Source organism: Acinetobacter sp. YH12136, assembly GCF_013418545.1.
Taxonomy (GTDB): Bacteria; Pseudomonadota; Gammaproteobacteria; order Pseudomonadales; family Moraxellaceae; genus Acinetobacter; species Acinetobacter towneri.
In genome coordinates this window covers 26,219-44,913 of record NZ_VPBV01000003.1, presented here as the reverse complement: position 1 = coordinate 44,913, position 18,695 = coordinate 26,219, and the positions used below count along the sequence as shown (strand labels likewise).

The 18,695-nt window shown below is 43.0% G+C and carries 14 protein-coding genes and 3 tRNA genes; 6 read left to right on the top strand and 11 right to left on the bottom strand.

Annotation, left to right across the window (positions count from 1 at the left end; translation table 11 throughout):
• The first annotated feature begins 4 nt into the window (after window positions 1-4).
• Window positions 5-205 carry a hypothetical protein gene (locus tag FTU71_RS02265; protein WP_168460379.1) on the top strand — a complete coding sequence of 67 codons (201 nt, stop codon included), beginning with the start codon at window positions 5-7 and terminating at the stop codon, window positions 203-205.
• Between the two features lie 47 nt (window positions 206-252).
• Here the strand turns inward: FTU71_RS02265 and FTU71_RS02260 are convergent, their stop codons facing one another.
• The 5 genes from FTU71_RS02260 to glyQ form a co-directional block, all read right to left on the bottom strand.
• The gene (locus tag FTU71_RS02260) at window positions 253-780 is read right to left on the bottom strand and encodes a hypothetical protein (RefSeq protein ID WP_179993519.1); all 528 of its coding nucleotides are present in this window, start codon (window positions 778-780) and stop codon (window positions 253-255) included.
• A gap of 428 nt (window positions 781-1,208) precedes the next feature.
• The gene (locus tag FTU71_RS02255; RefSeq protein ID WP_104852995.1) at window positions 1,209-1,598 is read right to left on the bottom strand and encodes a hypothetical protein; all 390 of its coding nucleotides are present in this window, start codon (window positions 1,596-1,598) and stop codon (window positions 1,209-1,211) included.
• A 66-nt stretch (window positions 1,599-1,664) separates the two neighbouring features.
• Complete coding sequence (locus FTU71_RS02250) at window positions 1,665-2,615, bottom strand: COG2958 family protein (RefSeq protein WP_179993520.1); 951 nt, start codon at window positions 2,613-2,615, stop codon at window positions 1,665-1,667.
• Window positions 2,616-2,686: 71 nt separating this feature from the next.
• Entirely contained in the window at window positions 2,687-4,756 is a 2,070-nt protein-coding gene (glyS, locus tag FTU71_RS02245; protein WP_179993521.1) for a glycine--tRNA ligase subunit beta, read from the bottom strand.
• Window positions 4,756-5,745, bottom strand: coding sequence for a glycine--tRNA ligase subunit alpha (glyQ, locus tag FTU71_RS02240; RefSeq protein WP_179993522.1), 990 nt, complete (start codon window positions 5,743-5,745; stop codon window positions 4,756-4,758). Before glyQ ends, glyS begins: the two co-directional genes overlap by 1 nt.
• A gap of 202 nt (window positions 5,746-5,947) precedes the next feature.
• On the opposite strand from glyQ, the gene FTU71_RS02235 reads away from it, so the two are divergent.
• The gene (locus FTU71_RS02235; protein WP_096901312.1) at window positions 5,948-7,051 is read left to right on the top strand and encodes an HPP family protein; all 1,104 of its coding nucleotides are present in this window, start codon (window positions 5,948-5,950) and stop codon (window positions 7,049-7,051) included.
• Window positions 7,052-7,277: 226 nt separating this feature from the next.
• Here the strand turns inward: FTU71_RS02235 and FTU71_RS02230 are convergent, their stop codons facing one another.
• Window positions 7,278-7,544 (bottom strand): PspC domain-containing protein, encoded by a 267-nt coding sequence (locus FTU71_RS02230; protein WP_096901311.1) that lies wholly within the window; start codon window positions 7,542-7,544, stop codon window positions 7,278-7,280.
• 318 nt (window positions 7,545-7,862) lie between these two features.
• Here FTU71_RS02230 and FTU71_RS02225 point away from each other — a divergent pair, with 318 nt between their 5' ends.
• Window positions 7,863-8,435, top strand: a complete 573-nt coding sequence (locus tag FTU71_RS02225) for a hypothetical protein (protein WP_178866047.1) — start codon at window positions 7,863-7,865, stop codon at window positions 8,433-8,435.
• Between the two features lie 260 nt (window positions 8,436-8,695).
• Here the strand turns inward: FTU71_RS02225 and FTU71_RS02220 are convergent.
• From FTU71_RS02220 to FTU71_RS02200, 5 genes are all read right to left on the bottom strand, one after another.
• Window positions 8,696-8,771: transfer RNA gene (locus FTU71_RS02220), tRNA-Lys, on the bottom strand.
• A 52-nt stretch (window positions 8,772-8,823) separates the two neighbouring features.
• Window positions 8,824-8,899: transfer RNA gene (locus tag FTU71_RS02215), tRNA-Lys, on the bottom strand.
• A 21-nt stretch (window positions 8,900-8,920) separates the two neighbouring features.
• Window positions 8,921-8,996: transfer RNA gene (locus FTU71_RS02210), tRNA-Lys, on the bottom strand.
• A 194-nt stretch (window positions 8,997-9,190) separates the two neighbouring features.
• Window positions 9,191-11,032 carry a long-chain-acyl-CoA synthetase gene (locus FTU71_RS02205; RefSeq protein WP_180111230.1) on the bottom strand — a complete coding sequence of 614 codons (1,842 nt, stop codon included), beginning with the start codon at window positions 11,030-11,032 and terminating at the stop codon, window positions 9,191-9,193.
• Window positions 11,033-11,291: 259 nt separating this feature from the next.
• On the bottom strand, window positions 11,292-14,726 hold the full coding sequence (locus FTU71_RS02200; protein ID WP_180111228.1) for an Rne/Rng family ribonuclease: 3,435 nt from the start codon (window positions 14,724-14,726) through the stop codon (window positions 11,292-11,294).
• A gap of 762 nt (window positions 14,727-15,488) precedes the next feature.
• Here FTU71_RS02200 and FTU71_RS02195 point away from each other — a divergent pair.
• From FTU71_RS02195 to FTU71_RS02185, 3 genes are all read left to right on the top strand, one after another.
• Window positions 15,489-16,451 (top strand): RluA family pseudouridine synthase, encoded by a 963-nt coding sequence (locus FTU71_RS02195; protein WP_154321085.1) that lies wholly within the window; start codon window positions 15,489-15,491, stop codon window positions 16,449-16,451.
• A gap of 353 nt (window positions 16,452-16,804) precedes the next feature.
• Window positions 16,805-17,473 carry an HAD-IA family hydrolase gene (locus tag FTU71_RS02190; RefSeq protein ID WP_179993525.1) on the top strand — a complete coding sequence of 223 codons (669 nt, stop codon included), beginning with the start codon at window positions 16,805-16,807 and terminating at the stop codon, window positions 17,471-17,473.
• A gap of 415 nt (window positions 17,474-17,888) precedes the next feature.
• Window positions 17,889-18,686, top strand: coding sequence for a 2-keto-4-pentenoate hydratase (locus FTU71_RS02185; protein ID WP_004976036.1), 798 nt, complete (start codon window positions 17,889-17,891; stop codon window positions 18,684-18,686).
• Window positions 18,687-18,695: the final 9 nt, after the last annotated feature.

Here is an 18,695-nt window from a genome sequence, read left to right as displayed (position 1 = left end):
GTGTATGACCAAGTTGTTAATGCCTGCTGTGCTTGTTTTATTGTTCAGTTTAATTGTATCTGCAACGGCTTTTGTCGATGCGCCAGAGCCTAAAGCCTATTTATTCTTTGCTTTAGCTGTGTTGGTATTACTTGGGCTTAGCCTATATGTGTTCCGACAAATACAAAACTCTATTCGTTTTCACATGAATAAGCCTGCAGAATAATTGCAGGCTTTTTTATAATTTTAAAGCAAATCATCAATCCAATATTTTTATAGTTTAATCACTTTAATTTCTTCTTCAGATTCGTCACTTGGGGCAGCCTGAGTCTGTGCTTCCTGTGTCTGTGGTGTTGTAGTGGTTGGCGCAGGCGTTACATTTTGTGATGGTGTACTTAATGGCGCTTGATAGATTGGTACGGCTTGATCACTTTGCCCTGTAATCACTTCTTTGGTTTCCTGAATTTTATTATTGACCTGACCCGCCAGTTGCTGCCCTGTTTGCTTGGCTTGCGCTGCACCCTGACTGCCCAAAGTTTTGGCATTGTCTAAAGCCTGATGTGCCGATGGACGAATTTTCTCAATGCCTTTTTCTGTGACTTCACCCACTTTATGTGCAGCCTGAATCACACCTTCCTGAGTTTTATAAGCCCAGACGTGTAATAAATTTGGATTGTCTGCATAAGGGCGAATCGGTTTGTGGCTTTGATTGTCTTGTGTAGGTTCAGAACTGTTTTGCGCACATACAGCAGCACTGCTGAGCAATAATCCAATGGCAATACCGAAACTGATTTTATTCATGTGTTGGCCTCTTTAAATACGCAGTGTGGTGGCTACTGAAAGCTTGAATGTAGATGAGGATTCTTGGCAGTACCCATCTTAAAATTACAACCTTCACGCGCTATGTAGTGATGTTGTTGAGGATTGTATAAGGAATACATGACAAATACTGTTTGCTTCTCGCAAGTTTAATTGTCTTTAGAGTGATGATTGAACATGCGTTTGAATCATGTGGTGTTTCTAAGCACAATTTATGCAGATCATAAGCAGAGCATAAATAGAAAGACCCACAATAATTTGTGGGTCTTGTTACTCTGGAGAGTTTTAAAGCAGGGCAGTATTGGACTGCACTGCACGATTATCTTAATTTGAAATATCTGAAGATGGCGGGTTTGTGTTAAAAGTCACACAATCTTGCTACATCAGGATACATTCAAGTTCGTTTTAAATTAGTTGCATTGTGCAAGTGCATCTTTATGAAAGTGACTGCGCAAGGTAATGAAGTTTTTTTGTACCGTAGCATCGTGCAAGTCAAAGTGCTGTGCAGTGCTGGTGCCGTCTTGGGCAAAAGTTGCAGAACCTGCTGAAATTAAGGTGTTGCCTTTAAATGCCCATTGTTCGATTGAGCGACCTGCCTTGAGTGTACCTGTAAATTCAATAACGCATTTATCAATAAATTTAGTGAGTTTTGCGCTGTTGTTTACGGTGTCTGGGTAAACTTCGATATTTTGAACTTCTTGTAATACACCTGCTGTGAGCTGAGGAATAACAGGTGCAGAGGTACACGCACTAAGAGAAAGGCAAGTTAAACCCGATAAGATGAGTGTTTTAAGTTTCATAAGCTTGTTTTCTTGTTGAGTGTTGTTAGGTTGAGTATAGGGAATCTAGAGTAAAATGCCTACCGATTAATGATTCCAATCTTGTGAACGGATACGTCCAGTCTGATAGTAAATCGACACTAATTCTATAAAATTCTTAAAATCTGAGTTTTCATTTAGAATTCTATTGATTGATTGCCAGTCAACTTCTTGTCTACGTCGTGCAGGCAATAAAATTTCACTTTCGGTTGGATTCTCAGGAATTAAAATTATTACACCAATACCATGAAGTGCAGAAAGCATCCGAAGTTCTTCCTCCACTTCACTTGTTGATATTGAGGTTGCGACTAAATAACCTTCATTGGCCCAACTTGAATTACTCACAGCTTGGAAAAAGCTACTACGCACATTTGAACTATTTAATTCTTTTTTGACTTCAAAAGCCCAAAGACGAACATTTTGCCCAGAGCTATGTTTGACGCAAGTTTTAACTAGATCATTCCAACGATTATCTACTGCTTGCATGGCCACAATATCAGGATGTAACCACTGATTTCCATTTTGACCACGAGTGTTTTTTGAACGTTTCTCATCAATTCTAAGACAATATAGATTAAGTTCCGAATTTAAGAACTCAGTCAGAATGGGATAAAGATCGTGCTCTGATAAGTGATCTAATTTAATTATTGGCAAGTGAACTTCAGTGTTAGTATTTTCAGAAATAATTAAATTACCAATGCCTTGTTCTACTTCATAGGTTGAATTAGGATCAAACCATAATTGTCTTGGTCGTGGTTGATCACGTATATGAATATGTGGTGAAACTTTTAGAATATTGGTTTTTGCACTACTACTAATTTCACGAACAATTTGTTGTATAAAATCTGCATCAGATTCAAATCGATCATTTAATCTTTTGGCTTCATAATCTTCTGGAAATAATTGGATAATAGCTTCCGCTATATCTCTTGAAGTAAATTTTTGATTTGGATGTGCTTTTAAAAATTCTGCGACTTTTTGTGGTTGTGATAGTTTCATCTTCATAATTATATAAAAAACCCCACTATCAAAATAGCGGGGTTTCTTTTATTTTACAAGCAATTAAGACTTTAGTGCTGCAACACACTTACATCTGCAACACGTGTAAATAAGCCACGTAACTGTGCCAGTAAACGTAAACGGTTGGCTTTCAATTCAGCATCATCAGCCATGACCATCACATTGTCAAAGAACGCATCTACTGGCGCACGTAATGCAGCCAATTGAGAGAGTGCAGTGGTGTAGTCTTTTGCTGCCAATAATGGCTCAACCACAGGTGTGATTTTCGCAAGTTCCGCGAATAATGCTTTTTCTGCATCTTCCACCAAGTTAGCTTCAATGACGCTTCCTTCAGGTGCGGTTTCTTTGGCTAAAATGTTGGCAACACGCTTGTTTGCAGCAGCCAATGCAGCCGCTTCAGGCAAGGCACGGAAGTGATTTACCGCATTCACACGTTTATCAAAATCTAGTGGAGATTTTGGTGATAACGCTTGAACCGCTTGGATCACGTCAACATCAACGCCTTGGTCTTCGTACTTCGCACGGTAACGGCCTTCTAGGAATGCAACCGCATCTGCCAGAGACTTGTCGTGGTCTTTTAATACATCGCCATAAGCAGCTAAGGCTAGCTTAATCAAGTCTTCAATTGAAACATCAAGTTCATTTTCAGTCACTAGACGCAGGATACCAATGGCAGAACGACGTAGCGCAAATGGGTCTTTAGAACCTGTAGGTGCCTGACCAATACCGAAAATACCAGTTAAAGTATCTAGACGATCCGCAAGGGCAATCGTTGTACCCGTTTTGGTTTTAGGCAGAACGTCGCCCGCAAATTTAGGTAAGTATTGTTCACCCAGTGCTTCTGCAACTTCGTCATTTTCACCTTCAAGACGTGCGTAGTAAGTTCCCGCAATCCCTTGAAGTTCTGGGAATTCACCTACTAACTCAGAAGTTAAGTCGCATTTTGCAAGCAGGGCAGCTTTTTCAGCATCTTCAGCTTTTGCACCCGTAATCGGAGCAAGTGCGACAGCCAGTTTAGCAATACGTTCAGACTTGTTCCACAAAGTACCCAGTTGTGCCTGGAATACCATGTTGGCCAGTTTCTCTTTACGAGAAGCTAATGGCTGTTTCTGGTCTTGCAGGAAGAAGAACTCAGCATCTGACAGACGTGGACGAACCACTTTCTCATTACCTTCAATAATTTGAGTCGGATCTTTAGACTCAATGTTTGAAACGGTAATGAAGTAAGGCTGTAATTTGTTTTCAGCATTCACCAGACAGAAATACTTCTGGTTATCTTGCATGGTAGTGATCAGGGCTTCTTGAGGAACGGCAAGGAAGCGTTCTTCAAAGCTGGCACGTAGTGCAACAGGCCATTCTACCAATGCAGTCACTTCATCCCGTAGGTCACTAGGCACAATCGCAATTGCATTGACTTCATCTGCCAACGCTTTTACTTGTTGGTCGATAATTCCTTGACGTTCTTCAAAAGACGCAATGACTTTAGCTGCACGTAACGCATCTAAATAGTCATTGGCGTGTTGTAGTCTGATTGCTTCAGGGGCATGGAAGCGGTGACCATAAGTGACATTACCTGCCTGATGGTCTTGAATCGTTGCTTCAATTACTTGATGATCTTTAAGTAAAACGACCCATTTTACTGGGCGCACAAATTCAGTACGGCTCGCAGCAGAGCGCATGCGTTTTGCAATTGGCAGGTTGTCCAACGCAGTTTGTAGAATTTGTGGCAATAATGCATCAAGGCTTTGACCTTTCACATCTTTTAGGTAGCAGACTTTTTCTACTTTACCTGCTTGGAAAGTAGAAACCTGATCAACCGTAATACCTTGACCACGCATAAAGCCTTCAAGCGCTTTGGTCGGTTTGCCTTCGGCATCATAGGCGGCTTGAACAGCAGGACCATCAAAACGTTTTTGGGTGTCTGCTTGCGCACCATCTACATTGACAATTTTAAGTGCCAAGCGACGTGGCGCTGCATAGGCTTCGATCGCATCAAAAGCCAAGCCTGCATCTTTTAAGCCTTTTACGGTTTCAGCTTGTAATGCATCACGTAAAGTTTTTAAGCTTTTTGGGGGAAGTTCTTCACAGCCAAGTTCAAATAAAACGGTATGCTTAGACATTATTTGTTCTCCGCTGATTTTTCTGCTTGAGCCGCTTCTGCTTCAACCTGAGCTTTCAATTGAGCTAAAACTTCATCACGTAAATGCGGTTCAGCCATTGGGAAGCCTAATTTTGCACGTGCAGCCACATAACTTTGTGCAATAGAACGTGCCAAAGTACGAACACGTAAAATATAACGCTGACGTTCAGTCACAGAAATTGCACCGCGCGCATCCAACAGGTTAAAGCAGTGAGATGCTTTAATCACTTGCTCATAAGCAGGTAATGGTAATTCTGCTGCAATTAAACGGCTCGCTTCTACTTCATAGAAGTCAAACAGTTCAAACATTTTTTCTACAGGTGCGTATTCAAAGTTATAGGTCGATTGTTCAACTTCGTTTTGATGGAACACATCGCCATACGTCACAGTACCAAACTGTCCTTTAGTCCAAACCAAGTCGTAAACTGAATCGACACCTTGCAGGTACATTGCCAGACGTTCAAGACCATAGGTGATTTCGCCTGTTACAGGGTAGCATTCAACACCACCGACTTGCTGGAAGTAAGTAAACTGAGTCACTTCCATGCCGTTTAGCCATACTTCCCAACCTAAGCCCCAAGCGCCAAGTGTTGGAGATTCCCAGTTATCCTCTACAAAGCGAATGTCATGCACCAATGGGTCAATTCCAATTGCTTTTAAAGAATCTAAATACAATTGTTGGATGTTGTCTGGGTTTGGTTTCAGCACCACCTGAAATTGATAGTAGTGTTGTAAGCGGTTCGGGTTTTCGCCATAACGACCATCTTTAGGGCGGCGAGATGGTTGTACATACGCCGCGTTCCATGTTTCTGGACCTAAAGCACGTAGGAAAGTTGCAGTGTGGAATGTACCTGCCCCCATTTCCATATCGTAAGGTTGTAAAACGACGCAGCCTTGCTCCGCCCAGTAGTTTTGTAAGGCAAGAATTAAGCCTTGAAAGGTATCAATATGCGATATGGCGCGACTCATGGTCATCCACTTAAAATTAGAGAAAAATTGTGCTCAATTATAAGGATTTTGCGGGGTGCTGGCAAAGGTTAAAGCACAACTAGCGGTTGGTTGTTTGGGGTTTTACAAATTCACTGATAAATGAAAGATATAAAACAAATACATCATTACTAAATGATTGCCTTATAATCTTGTCCAATTGTCACCACTGGATTGCCTGCCCGTGTTTCATTCACAACTTGATTGGCTGAATACGCTGAAACCCAATTTTAAAGTATTGCCGTTAAAAGAACGCCTACTTTGTGGTTTGGGCGCATTATTGGGTTTGGCATTATCTTCCCTGATCAGTTGGTGGGTGTTGGGCGATATTAACGCATGGTATATCGCGCCAATGGGTGCATCTTCGGTATTGTTGTTTGCTGTGCCTGCCAGTCCTTTGGCGCAGCCGTGGAATATTGTAGTTGGGAACAGTATTGCAGCAATTATGGGCGTGAGCTGTGCTTTATATATTCCAAATTTAACCGAAGCCTTTAGTGTGGCTGTGGCTTTATCTATTTTCTTGATGATGACCACCGATTCGCTGCATCCACCGAGTGGAGCAGTGGCCATTACCGCAGTGCTTGGCGGAGATGCCGTGCGTGAGCTGGGTTATCACTTCATCTTTTATCCTGTGCTGCTTAATTCAGTTTTGCTGATGATGATTGCAATCGTATTTAACCGCATGATTGGCAAGCCTTATCCTCAAACGCCACAGTTGAATCAACGTACCCAAGACCCAACGCCTACTCAAAAAGCCACTATTCAGCCGCAAGATATTCAAGATGTTTTAGATGCACAAACCCAGTTGCTAGATATTAGTGAATACGACTTACAAAAAATCATTTTAGAAGCGCAACACAAAGCCAGTGAACGACAAACTCAAGCACTGACTTGTGCCGATATTATGAGTAAAGATGTGGTCAGTTTGCAGCAAGATGAGGATATTCACAGTGCTTTAGAAAAATTCAAACACATGAATTTAATGAGTTTGCCAGTCATTGATACTGAACAACATTTGGTGGGAACTTTGGCATTGTATGAAGTGGTGGAATGGTTTAAACACGCAACAGATTTACCTTATAGCTGGAAACATCAAGTAAAACATATCATGTTGCGCCAAGTGGTCACGGTGCAACCGCAACAAAGTATTCAAGACCTTGTACCGTACTTTGTCGAGCGTTCTTTTAACTACATTCCTGTGGTAGAGCAGCAGCGTTTGGTGGGGATTATTAGCCGTGCCGATATGATTGCCGTCTTAAATCAACAGCTTGCTGTAAAGACCAATTGATTGACTTGTATTGTCGATGCGTATTCAACACGACTCAATCCTGAAATGCTGTGACTTTTAAAATATATTGCAGGTTGAAAGGCAAAAAAAAGCTACGATGCTTGGGGGAGCAATCGTAGCGAAAAAGAAAAAAACTGTGTAAATAAGGGATATCTAAGAGTGAATCAGCGAACGATTAAAACCTATAAATCTTACATGTGGTCAGTCTTTAAAATTTCAATACCATTTATCGGTCTTGATCAGAATTGACCGTGCGCACAGGTCTTGTGTAGCCCTGAGTATAGTTTGCTGTATTCAACTGGTTTTGTTTAGGGATCACCAACCACAACACCAAATACACCAAAATGCCTGGAAAGGCAGCACTCATCACGGAAACAATCACAAAAATTAAGCGCAGTAAATTTGCGTTCCAACCAAAACGTTCAGCAATACCACCCATAACCCCAGCAATCATATTTGAGCGGTTTGAGCGATATAAACCAACATTGGCCATCTAATTCTCCTTGAGAGATCTAAAATTCAAAATAAATACAGACTGAGGTTTAGGTTTACAGCACATCATCTGTCTATAGAATAAAAATGGTGATGCACTTGGGTTTTTTAAAGGGCGGTGGCAAAGCAATTAGTAAAGTTATGTAACTTTTGGTGTTGCTTAAACCAGCATCCACCTAAAATATCGTAAAGAAGCAATGGGCAGAGTAAGCGCTTGACCACAAAGGATTGAGGAAAAGCATGGCTTACATTGAGCTGTCTATTCGGTGGTTTGAATAGGACTGAATACTCGGTCTGGTCACTCTATATGAGGGATAGTGTGTCGGCTAAATTAAATATTTGCGCAGTTTCTATATGGAGTGCAGTGGCATTGCTTGGATGCGATGATTCACAACTTGAGCAAGCTGCAGTGCAAAAATATACAGAACAGGTAGAAACCAAAAGACTGACTGAAGTAGCAGGGCAGGCAACCGCACCCATGCAAACGGCTGCAACAGAACATCATATTCCCGAAAATCATCTGACTTATGTGGGACGCTATACTATTCAGATTAGCTGTGAAGATAAGTTTGTTATGTGCGAAAGCGGAAAAGTCGATTATATTCTGACCTTATTGCCTGATGGGACAGCGCATCGTATTTTTGTCAATGCGGGGCAAATCAGTTACGACAATAAAAAAAAATACCGCAAAGATTTATGGTTCTATGATGAAGACGCGCATCAAATTGTGGTGGCACGCGCCTCTGGGGTGAACTTTTACTATAATGTTGATCAAGACCATAATTTAATTATGGATAAAAACAAAATTGCGATTGCAACAGAAAATAATCGTGAATACTTTAAAAGCAATCCCTTACCTTCGCAAAACTATCATTTAATCAGAGCAAGTTAATTATTCGCTCATTCAATTCTTGGCCCATTCGTGAAAAACTTTTGGGCTTTTGTTTTTTACATCAAGTTTTTATTTGGGATGTGTAAAGTATGATTTATCAATGATGGCACATCGTCTACAACTGAATTGAGCAAGGTGTAGTGGATAAAAGTGTTAGTCAAACAGGGCAGAATACGGGAATTCTATAGTAAATTACGAAACTGCACGATCCACAGAACAGTGCTGTGATGACTGGTAATTTAAAGATTTTTTAGAAGGAATGGTGGGTCGTCCGCGATTCGAACGCGGGACCAACGGATTAAAAGTCCGCTGCTCTACCGACTGAGCTAACGACCCAGAGGAGTAAAAATGACGATGATCATTTTTAAAGTATCAACCTTGAAGAAGATGGTGGGTCGTCCGCGATTCGAACGCGGGACCAACGGATTAAAAGTCCGCTGCTCTACCGACTGAGCTAACGACCCATCTAAGGTTGATCAAGGAAATGGTGGGTCGTCCGCGATTCGAACGCGGGACCAACGGATTAAAAGTCCGCTGCTCTACCGACTGAGCTAACGACCCTGAACCAGCAATCAAGCAGGCTTGATTGTGAAGTGCAAGAAAAACCAGAGGGTTTTAAGCACCACTTCGTTTGATGGAGCGTATTGTAGCAAGATATGAAGCGAGCGCAAGTAAAAAATAAAAAAGTTGCCTATGTTTGATTATAAATGCAACAAATTTGTCGTATCTAATCAAAAAATAGGCAACATAGTGGCTTAGAAGCGATATTGATACTGTTGAATATTGTCGTAAATTTCTTGGGTCAGCTCGCAATAAGCAGATTGGTTTGGCAATAACACCAGAATTTTTTCATCACACTGTTTTAAATCAAAACCTTGAGTTTTCAGGGTGTTCTTCTGATATTTAAATGTACCTGTGGTTTGCATTTGCTTTTGAATGCGTAAAAAAACGGGTACTGCATAAGCGGGCATTGCTTTTTTAAACTCCACCAGCATTTGACGCAAGTCTTGTTCATCTAACTGGCAGCCTTCGTTTAAGGTAATCGCAGCCATACCTGCACGACCATTGGTATGTGGGATTTCAACGCCATACACGACAGCTTCAGCAATTTTTTCATAGTCACTGACAATGTTTTCTACTTCTGTGGTGGATACGTTCTCACCTTTCCAGCGGAAGGTATCACCTAAACGATCAACAAACTGGGCGTGACGGAAGCCAATGTCGCGGACTAAATCGCCCGTGTTAAAATAGGCATCGCCTTGTTTAAACACGTTTTGCATCATCACCGCCTTGTTTTTTTCAGGGTCGGTGTAGCCATCAAACGGTGAGCGACGGGTGATTTTTCCAATCAATAAGCCGACTTCGCCTTTTTTGACTTTCATGCATTTGCCTTTGGCATCGCGTACGGGTTCATTTTTTTCTTTATCAAACTGAATGACCGCATAAGGTGTCGGTGAAAAACCAACCGTGTTGTCAAAGTTAAACACGTTGCTAAAGCCGACGTTGCCTTCGCTAGACGCATACAGTTCCAGAATTTCCTGAACACCAAAGCGTGTTTTGAATTTGCTCCAAATATTAGGACGCATGCCATTGCCAATCATTTTGGTCACACGATGCCCACGCTCTAAATCAGAAGCAGGCGCATCCATTAAATAACGGCACAATTCGCCCACATAGCCAATCGCAGAGGCATTGAATTTGTGTACATCTTGCCAGAAGCATGAAGTGGAGTATTTTCTACGGATGGCAAAGGTGGCACTGCCTGCAATTACGCCACACCAGCACACCACAATGCCTGTGGCGTGGTACAGCGGCAGAGTGCAGTACATCACATCATCCTGATTTAAACCCAAGACATGACCATAGGTACCATAAGCCAACGTCCAACGGCTATTGGTGAAAATCACCGCTTTAGGTAAGCCTGTTGTACCTGAGGTATAGATATAAAACAGCCCATCTTTGCCCTGTACTGACCGTGTGGTGGCAGGGTTAAAGCTTGGGAATGATGCAATGCATTGCGCTAAATTTTGAAAACCTTCAGGGGCAGTGCCAGCATCGGTACGGGTATTTTGATCTGCAAACCAATACAGTCGATTTTCTGTAAGCTCAAGTTCTTGGCGAATATCGGCAACGGCTTGACGACATTCTTCCCCCACAATCACGGCAATTGGTTTGACTAAATTGATGCTGTGCGCCAAAACTTTGGCAACTTGTGCGGTATTGACCAAAGCCACGGTAACGCCAATTTTTGCTAAGCCAATGACACTGGCAATTAATTCAGGGCGATTTTCCAACATCACCGCAATGACATCACCTTTACGTGCACCTATGCTTAAATAGTAATGGGCAATTTGGTTGGCCCAAGCATTGAGCTGTAAATAGCTGTACTGCTGATCTTCAAACACTAGTGCACAGCCATGCGGGTTACGATGCACGGCTTTTTCAAATGCTAGACCTAAGCCTGCAGGCGTGTTGGGTGTGCGTAAATAGGCTTGCTTTAACCCTGTGATCAGGTGAGGCACTTTAGTCATAAACTGCGGAATTTTTGCCGCAACATCCGTTAAGCCAATTAAATCGCTTTTTGTCATCTGGTTCATAAGAATCCTGTTTTTGTCATCATCCGTTGCATCTGCACAGCATCACGTCTTGTTGTTTTGTAATCCCTAAGTCCTAGTGCAATCAACCTAATTTTTCAGCTTTGTTAGGTGTTTTTAGAAAAGCTGTTAAAAATCAAAAACACCTAAGTTCAAATTAGCTCGCTTAAATTTAAGTCAGCACCGCGTTGGCTCTAAAGTAGCAAAAAAAATCCAGCCATTAAAATGACTGGATTTTTTTATTCCGCTGCAAAAGTGCGAATTACGACTCAGTTGGCGGAGTTACTTTTTTAGGTGGACGGCCACGTGGGCGACGCGGACGTGCAGTTTTCTCTTTTTCTGCTTTGTCCTGTTCAGATTCAGCAGTTTCGACTGGGTCATCTACTGCTAATTCCACTTGTACAGGTGCGACCACTTCAACGGCAGTTTCTTCTTGCGCTGCTGCAGTTTCAGTGACAGCTTGTGCAAGGTCGTCTTGCGCGTTCAACTCAGGCTGAGTAGCTTCAGTTGTAGCCACTGCTTCAGGGTTTACTTCTGTAGTTGCTTCGACTTCAGTGCTTACTGTTGCAGACGTTTCTACCGTAGAACTTGCTTCTACAGATCCTTCTGTAGCTGCCACAACTTCAGTCGTTGGCTCTGCTGCAGGTGTGCTTTCCGCTTCAGCTTTTTCTACTGCCTGTGCTTGCTTGGCTTGTTCCAATGCTTGCTCAGCAGCTTGTTTGGCTAAACGACGACGCTCACGCGGATCGTTGGCAACACGCTTATCTGACACTGGTTTTGGTGGTGTTAGGTCTAACACAGGTGCAGGCTCAGCTTCAGGAGCAGCTTTGGCAACTTCCACATCACGAGTGACAGGTTTTTTCTCTGCCACAGGCGCAGTGCTAACAAGGCTTGCAGCATACTCGTCAGTGAACTTCTGCAAAGCACGATTGAACGTTGGAATTAAACCAAACTGTTCAATCAGAACTGAACAATCTTCGCCATATACGTGGCGAATCAGGCTACCAATGCTGTATTGCGCTAAAGTTGGCACCTGTGAAGGTGTTAACTTTGGTGCAGTTACTTGCTGCGCTTGACCTTCACGTTGCTGACGACGACGCTGACGCGGGTCATTGCTGGCACGTTTTGCAGGCGCAGTCGGTTGTGCTTGAGCTTCCGCAGGTGCAGCTGTTTCTTCTGCAACAACGGCTGCAGCTTCTACCACTGCAACAGCTTGAGTTGGTTCAGTAACCGTTTCAAGCACAGTTGCTTCTACTGCTGTCACTGGTTCAGCCGCTACTGGCGCAGCATTCAATGCCACAATTTCAGTTTGAGCTTGATCGACATTCACTACCAAAGCCGTCGTGTTGAACTCTTGACGCGGTGCATCAATTAAGTCCACTTTTGGCTGATTAGAAGCCACTGCGGTAGGTGCTTGCTCATTCAATACGCTTGGGTCGCGGTGACGATTTGGGCGTTCTGGACGAGGTTGGTTACGACGGTCACGACGTGGTACGGCATTTTGCTGCTGCTCATTGTTATTTTGAGCTTCTTGCTGCTGCGGTGCTTGGTCATTGCTGTGCTGACGACGAGAATTGCGTTTGTTTTCACGCGCTTCCTGACGTTGCTCCTGACGCGACATCTGAACCACTTCTTCATGCACTTGATGTTGTTGATTGTCGTGCTGAGTTTGTGGCTCACGTTGCTCTTTGTGCTTGTTGTTATTGTTGTTGCTATGACGCGGCTTTTTGTTGTTGTGACGCGGAGCCGGTTTGTCTTCACGTTCAGCAGATTTCTCTGCAGAGTCACGTTCAGTTTTTTGTGCCACTGTCGATGGTGCAAGGTATACATTTTGACTGCTTGCAGCAGGGGCAGCAGATGCAGTTGCAATTTGACCAAACTGACCACGGCTCACGGCACCGCTATTTACCATTTGCTCAATGGCTGCCGCCGCATTGTTGGCACTACGTGCTTGATCAATGGTGCTGGCTTGCTTTTGAACAAACAGGTTTTCTAACCATGCACATGGGCTTGCAGCTGTTGTGGCTGCCGCAGGTGCAAGCTGCTGTTGTGCAGATGCTTTATTTTGCTGTGCTGCTTGTGGTTTTCTTGCAGAAGTTTTTTCTGCCGCAGGTGCAGCAGCGTGGCTGTGCGATTGATCGGCTTCTTCTAAATGCCATTCAGAAGATTCATAACCCAACTCTTTTTCGCTTGAACGAGTTGCTTCAGTACGTTCATAGCTGGTTGGTGCAAAGCCTTCAGGATTATACGAAATTTCGTAATGCGGGGTTTCTAAGTGTGGGTGAGGTAATACAGTCACACGCACATTTGAAGTTTGCTCAAGGTAAACCAGACTGTGACGTTTTTCATTCAGTAAGAATGCTGCAATTTCAACAGGTACTTCGACTTGAACTTCACCATGACGTTCACGCAGGGCAATTTCTTCCACTTTACGCATAATTGAAAGTGAAAGAGAGCGTAGGTCACGTACCATGCCTGTACCGTGACAGCGTGGGCAAACGTAACCAGTCGCTTCTTCAAGTGATGGACGTAAGCGCTGACGGCTCATTTCCATTAAACCAAAACGTGATAATTGACCAAATTGAATACGTGCGCGGTCACTTTGTGTTGCTTCACGAAGTTTGGCTTCAACCATACGTTGGTTGCGGTCTTTGGTCATGTCGATAAAGTCGATGACCACCAAACCACCGATGTCGCGTAAACGCAATTGACGCGCAATTTCTTCGGCAGCTTCAAGGTTGGTATTAAGCGCAGTATCTTCAACATCTTGACCACGGGTAGACTTAGCCGAGTTGATGTCAATTGAAACTAATGCTTCAGTTTGGTCAATGACAATTGAGCCGCCTGAAGGCAATTTCACTTCACGCTCATAAGCTGTTTGAATTTGGCTTTCGATGCCAAAATGCGCGAATAGCGGCTCATTTAAAGTATAGGTTTTTAGCTTGTCTAATTGACGTGGCATCACGGCTTTTACGAAGTTATAGGCTTCGTTATAAGCTTGTTCTGAGTCAATTAAAATTTCGGCAACATCATCACGTAAGTAGTCACGAATCGCACGTGTCACCACACCTGCTTCTTGGTGTACCAACATTGGCGATGGGCCAGAGCTTGCGGTGTTTTGAATTTGCGCCCAAAGGTCAAGCAAGTGTTGTAAATCAAGCTGTAATTCTTCTTGTGAACGACCAATGCCCGCAGTACGTACAATCACGCTCATGCCGCGTGGCACGTTTAAAGATGCCAACATTTCTTTGAGTTCTTCACGCACAGAACCTGAAATTTGACGACTGATACCGCCACCTTTCGGGTTATTTGGCATAAGCACTAAATAACGACCAGCCAAAGAAATGAAGGTAGAGAGCGCAGCACCTTTGTTGCCACGTTCTTCTTTTTCTACCTGTACCAAAAGCTCAGTGCCTTCAGTGATCAGTTCACGAATATTAGAAGTTTGGCGAGGGTCGGCTTTGTAATAAGAGTTTGCGATTTCACGCATCGACAGGAAGCCTTGGCGACCTGCACCGTATTCAACAAATACGGCTTCTAAAGAAGGTTCTACACGGGTCACATGACCTTTGTAGATATTCGATTTTTTTTGTTCACGGGTACGATTTTCTAAATCGAAATCGTAAAGACGCTGACCAGTGACAAGTGCAACGCGAATTTCTTCGGCATGTGTTGCATTAATCAACATACGTTTCATGGGTGTAACACCTAATAGTGATACACAGCAAAAAATCGCTAGACACGTAGCGAACATCAAGCATCACGGATCAACTGCTCAGATCTCAAAAAAACCAATTGTGGTCTGAGTTTTTTTTACCGGCCTTTTTGTGTGGGGCTGCGGTGTATGATTCACGTATTGATGATGGCAATACGGCTTTAACCTTTAAACGGATAAAGTCACCTGATCGCTTCACTGGCGGACGAGCGGTGTATTGGATGTGTGTAACTTTCACTGTCACATTGCTCGAAGATCATCTCTTCTTTCATAGATAGAGTGTCTTGATACGGAATTATCGTCGTATCTTTACAAATTGTGCAGATCCAATACATCAAACGCTTTAGCCTGAAGTGGTTTTCAGGGTGCGACTAATCTGATGTGTATCAGTTTACGTTTAAAAACCAACTAGAGTTGGCGACATATTTTTTCAGGCAAACTGATTTATGTACCTGAGGTACAATTAAACGCAACAGTTTGCTTTTTTGCCGATATAATAAGCCTTCGGCGTCGGCATAATTCTTTTGGGACCTGCTCGTATGTAGTGGGATGTTGGTTGATTGCTCTATTTCAGAAAAACCTGAAAAGATTCAACGTGAACCCACTGACGATGGTTTCCGTGCGCTGACTATATCAAACCTTGCATCATCTGCCTATGGGCTAAGCTTATGTTTCTTGTGTAAAGCATAGCCTAAATGATCAGTTTTTAATCAATCTTAGTATTTTATTAGGTCTCTTAACTGTATGAATTCTACCCAACAATGGCAAAGTGTCACTTGGTTTGAAGTGGATGAGCATCAAGCGGGTCAACGCATCGATAATTTTTTGTTTAGTCGTTTAAAAGGGGTGCCTAAAAGTCGCATCTATCGTTTGATTCGTGAAGGGCAGGTGCGGGTCAATAAAAAGCGCATTAAAGCAGAAACCAAACTGAATATTGGCGATCAAATTCGTGTGGCGCCGATTCGCTATGAACAAAAAGACGACAGTGCTGCTCCAATTTCAGACAAGGTGGCACAGGGTTTATTGAGCCGTGTGGTTTATGAAGATGAAGGCTTGATGGTGGTGAATAAACCTTCGGGCATTGCAGTCCATGGCGGCAGTGGCGTTGCCTACGGGTTGATTGAAGGCTTACGTGCTGCGACAGGTAAAAAATATTTGGAATTGATTCACCGTATTGACCGTGATACTTCAGGCTTGGTGATGATTTCCAAAAAACGCAGTACCTTAAAAACCCTGCAAGATTTATTGCGCGAACATAAAATCCAAAAAACTTATGCTGCGATTGTCAAAGGGCAGGTGAGTTTGGATCAACAATTGATTGATGCGCCGTTGCATCGTTATGAATTGGCGAATGGCGAACGTCGTGTACGTGTATCTAAAGAAGGTAAAGAGTCTAAAACCCAGTGGAATGTGGCTGAGCGTTTTATGCATGCAAGCTTGGTATATGCTTCGCCGTTGTCAGGACGTACCCATCAAATTCGTGTGCATGGTTTAAGTATTGGGCATCCGCTAGTAGGTGATGATAAATATGGTCATCAAACTGAATATCGGGGTCCTGCGCCACGTCGTTTGTGCTTACATGCCATGCGTTTGGAAATTCCAGGCTATCCTGTGATTGAAGCGCCTTTACCTGAAGATATGCAGAGTTTGGTGGCGCAGTTGAGAGCGCAAAAGGCGGATAAGCCGACGGCGCCACCTGAGTTTTAATTTTTGTAACTCTCTGTTGTGCGATAGCAGCTTGCTTCTTTTTAAAGATGAGGAACATTGTTTCGCAAAAAGGAGATGAGGTTTTCAGGGGTAATTCACTGCCACATTTTAAAGTTTTTAATTTAAATTTTTGGTGTATAGGCTATGCCTTACTTTTCAAAGATGAAAAGTAACAAAAAACTTTTGTTTCGCTGATGGAACATCTCTGTGCCACAGCGAAACGGCGACATCCATGTCGCCCTTCGCGTATCGAATATTTGTTGTGATATATGTGCTGATTCTTGGTCGTTTATCCTTTTGAGTTAAGGTAAATCGAGGGAATTTTAAAGTCGAATCAAATCTAGGAACCTAATATGAACAAACCTGTAGAACTCATCATTTTTGATTGGGATGGCACGCTATTTAATTCCGTCGGTCAAATTGTGGCGAGTTTGCAGTTTGCAGCACAACAATTTCAGCAACCACTGACCGATGCTGCTGCCAAAAGTATTATTGGTTTGGGCTTGCCTGAAGTGGCACAGCGCCTGTTTCCACAGGTGCCTGAACTGCATCAGGATATTTTGCAGTGCTATTCAGAACACTATGTGGAACACTCAAAAACCGATGTTTGGTTTGATGGTGTGGCAGAAATGCTAGATGAATTGTCTAGTTTAGGTTTGAAACTGGCCGTGGCAACAGGTAAAAGCCGTAAAGGTTTAGACCGTGTATTGGCTCAAACTAAAAGTCAGGATTTATTTGTGGCAACACGCGCTGCCAGTGAAACCAAATCTAAACCAGACCCTTTAATGCTGCAGGAAATTTTAAGCAGTACTCAGGTGCAGGTTGAGCAGGCTGTTATGGTGGGTGATACCTCTTATGATTTGGAAATGGCGCAGAATATTGCCATGCCACGTGTGGGTGTGAGCTATGGCGTGCATAGTGTAGAGGTATTGCAGCGTTATCAGCCTTTGACTATTGCACATGACGTACCGAGTTTGCATGCATTTTTATTGCAACAGTACCGTTTGCGTCGGGCAGGCTAAATTACAGCACAACAAAAAGGGCAGTTTGGCAGCAAGCAAGTTGCCCTTTTTTATTGAATATATTGTGCTGACAGGAAATGCTTAGCTTTTAGTCTAAAGTAAGGATTAAGACATTTTAAGATTGCTACAAATAGTCGAGTCATCTACTCGGAAAATAATAGTAAAGCCCGCAGGCAGCTGTTTTGATTGATTTTTACAAAAACAGACTAATAGCTAATAGCTATTGAAAAAAAGAAAATAAGTATTGGCATAAAAACGCCATTTTTCAGATGCTAAATCAGTTTATACATACCTCTGAGATGGATAGCTTATCACGCTGACGGTCAAGATCAGGGTCATGGTGCCTTTTCTTCTTTTATCACCTTTCCAACACCTCGGGGTATAAGCCCAATTTTTGCAGTTTAAGGAAACATTGATGTCGAATTCTGCTGTTGTTGAATCAGTTGCGCAAGCATTACGTACTGCCGAACTCTCTCAAACTGCGATTGCGCCAATCCGCCCAGAACTTGGTGGTGAAAGTGCTGACGTAGATATTGCCTATGCCGTTCAAGAAGTGAATACCGAACGTGCCTTAAAAGAAGGTCGTCGTTTGGTGGGGCGTAAAATTGGTTTGACCTCTAAAGTGGTTCAAGCACAACTGGGTGTAGATCAGCCTGACTTTGGCATGTTGTTTGCCGATATGGCTTATGGTGATGGTGAAGCGATTCCTGCAGGTTTGCTGATTCAGCCAAAAGTAGAAGCAGAAATTGCATTGGTGATTAACCAAGATCTAACCAAAGAAAAACACACGTATGCGGATATTATCAGCGCGACTGAATATGCCTTGCCTGCCATTGAAGTGGTCGATAGCCGTATTGAAAACTGGAAAATTAGTTTGATTGATACCGTGGCCGATAACGCATCTTCTGCTGCATTCGTTCTAGGTTCAAAACCAGTCAAGCTAGAAAATCTGGATTTGGTGAACTGCAAAATGGTGATGACCCGTGGTGAAGAAGTAGTTTCTCAAGGCGTGGGTAAAGCTTGTTTAGCAAATCCATTAAACGCTGCCGTGTGGTTAGCCGATGAAATGGTGCGCCGTGGTCGTCCATTGTTAAAAGGCGACATCATCTTAACTGGTGCTTTAGGTCCTATGGTTGTTGCACAGCCAGGTGAAGAATTTAAAGTCGAAATTGAAGGCTTTGGTTCAGTGACAGCTGCGTTTGCTGCGGAATAAATCGAGATT

Coding starts and splice junctions, on each gene's coding strand:
- glyQ (WP_179993522.1), bottom strand. CDS start 5,745: ATGAGTCGCGCCATATCGCATATTGATACCTTTCAAGGCTTAATTCTT.
- FTU71_RS02205 (WP_180111230.1), bottom strand. CDS start 11,032: ATGAACCAGATGACAAAAAGCGATTTAATTGGCTTAACGGATGTTGCG.
- FTU71_RS02185 (WP_004976036.1), top strand. CDS start 17,889: ATGTCGAATTCTGCTGTTGTTGAATCAGTTGCGCAAGCATTACGTACT.
- FTU71_RS02250 (WP_179993520.1), bottom strand. CDS start 2,615: ATGAAACTATCACAACCACAAAAAGTCGCAGAATTTTTAAAAGCACAT.
- FTU71_RS02230 (WP_096901311.1), bottom strand. CDS start 7,544: ATGGCCAATGTTGGTTTATATCGCTCAAACCGCTCAAATATGATTGCT.
- FTU71_RS02195 (WP_154321085.1), top strand. CDS start 15,489: ATGAATTCTACCCAACAATGGCAAAGTGTCACTTGGTTTGAAGTGGAT.
- FTU71_RS02255 (WP_104852995.1), bottom strand. CDS start 1,598: ATGAAACTTAAAACACTCATCTTATCGGGTTTAACTTGCCTTTCTCTT.
- glyS (WP_179993521.1), bottom strand. CDS start 4,756: ATGTCTAAGCATACCGTTTTATTTGAACTTGGCTGTGAAGAACTTCCC.
- FTU71_RS02260 (WP_179993519.1), bottom strand. CDS start 780: ATGAATAAAATCAGTTTCGGTATTGCCATTGGATTATTGCTCAGCAGT.
- FTU71_RS02190 (WP_179993525.1), top strand. CDS start 16,805: ATGAACAAACCTGTAGAACTCATCATTTTTGATTGGGATGGCACGCTA.
- FTU71_RS02200 (WP_180111228.1), bottom strand. CDS start 14,726: ATGAAACGTATGTTGATTAATGCAACACATGCCGAAGAAATTCGCGTT.
- FTU71_RS02265 (WP_168460379.1), top strand. CDS start 5: ATGACCAAGTTGTTAATGCCTGCTGTGCTTGTTTTATTGTTCAGTTTA.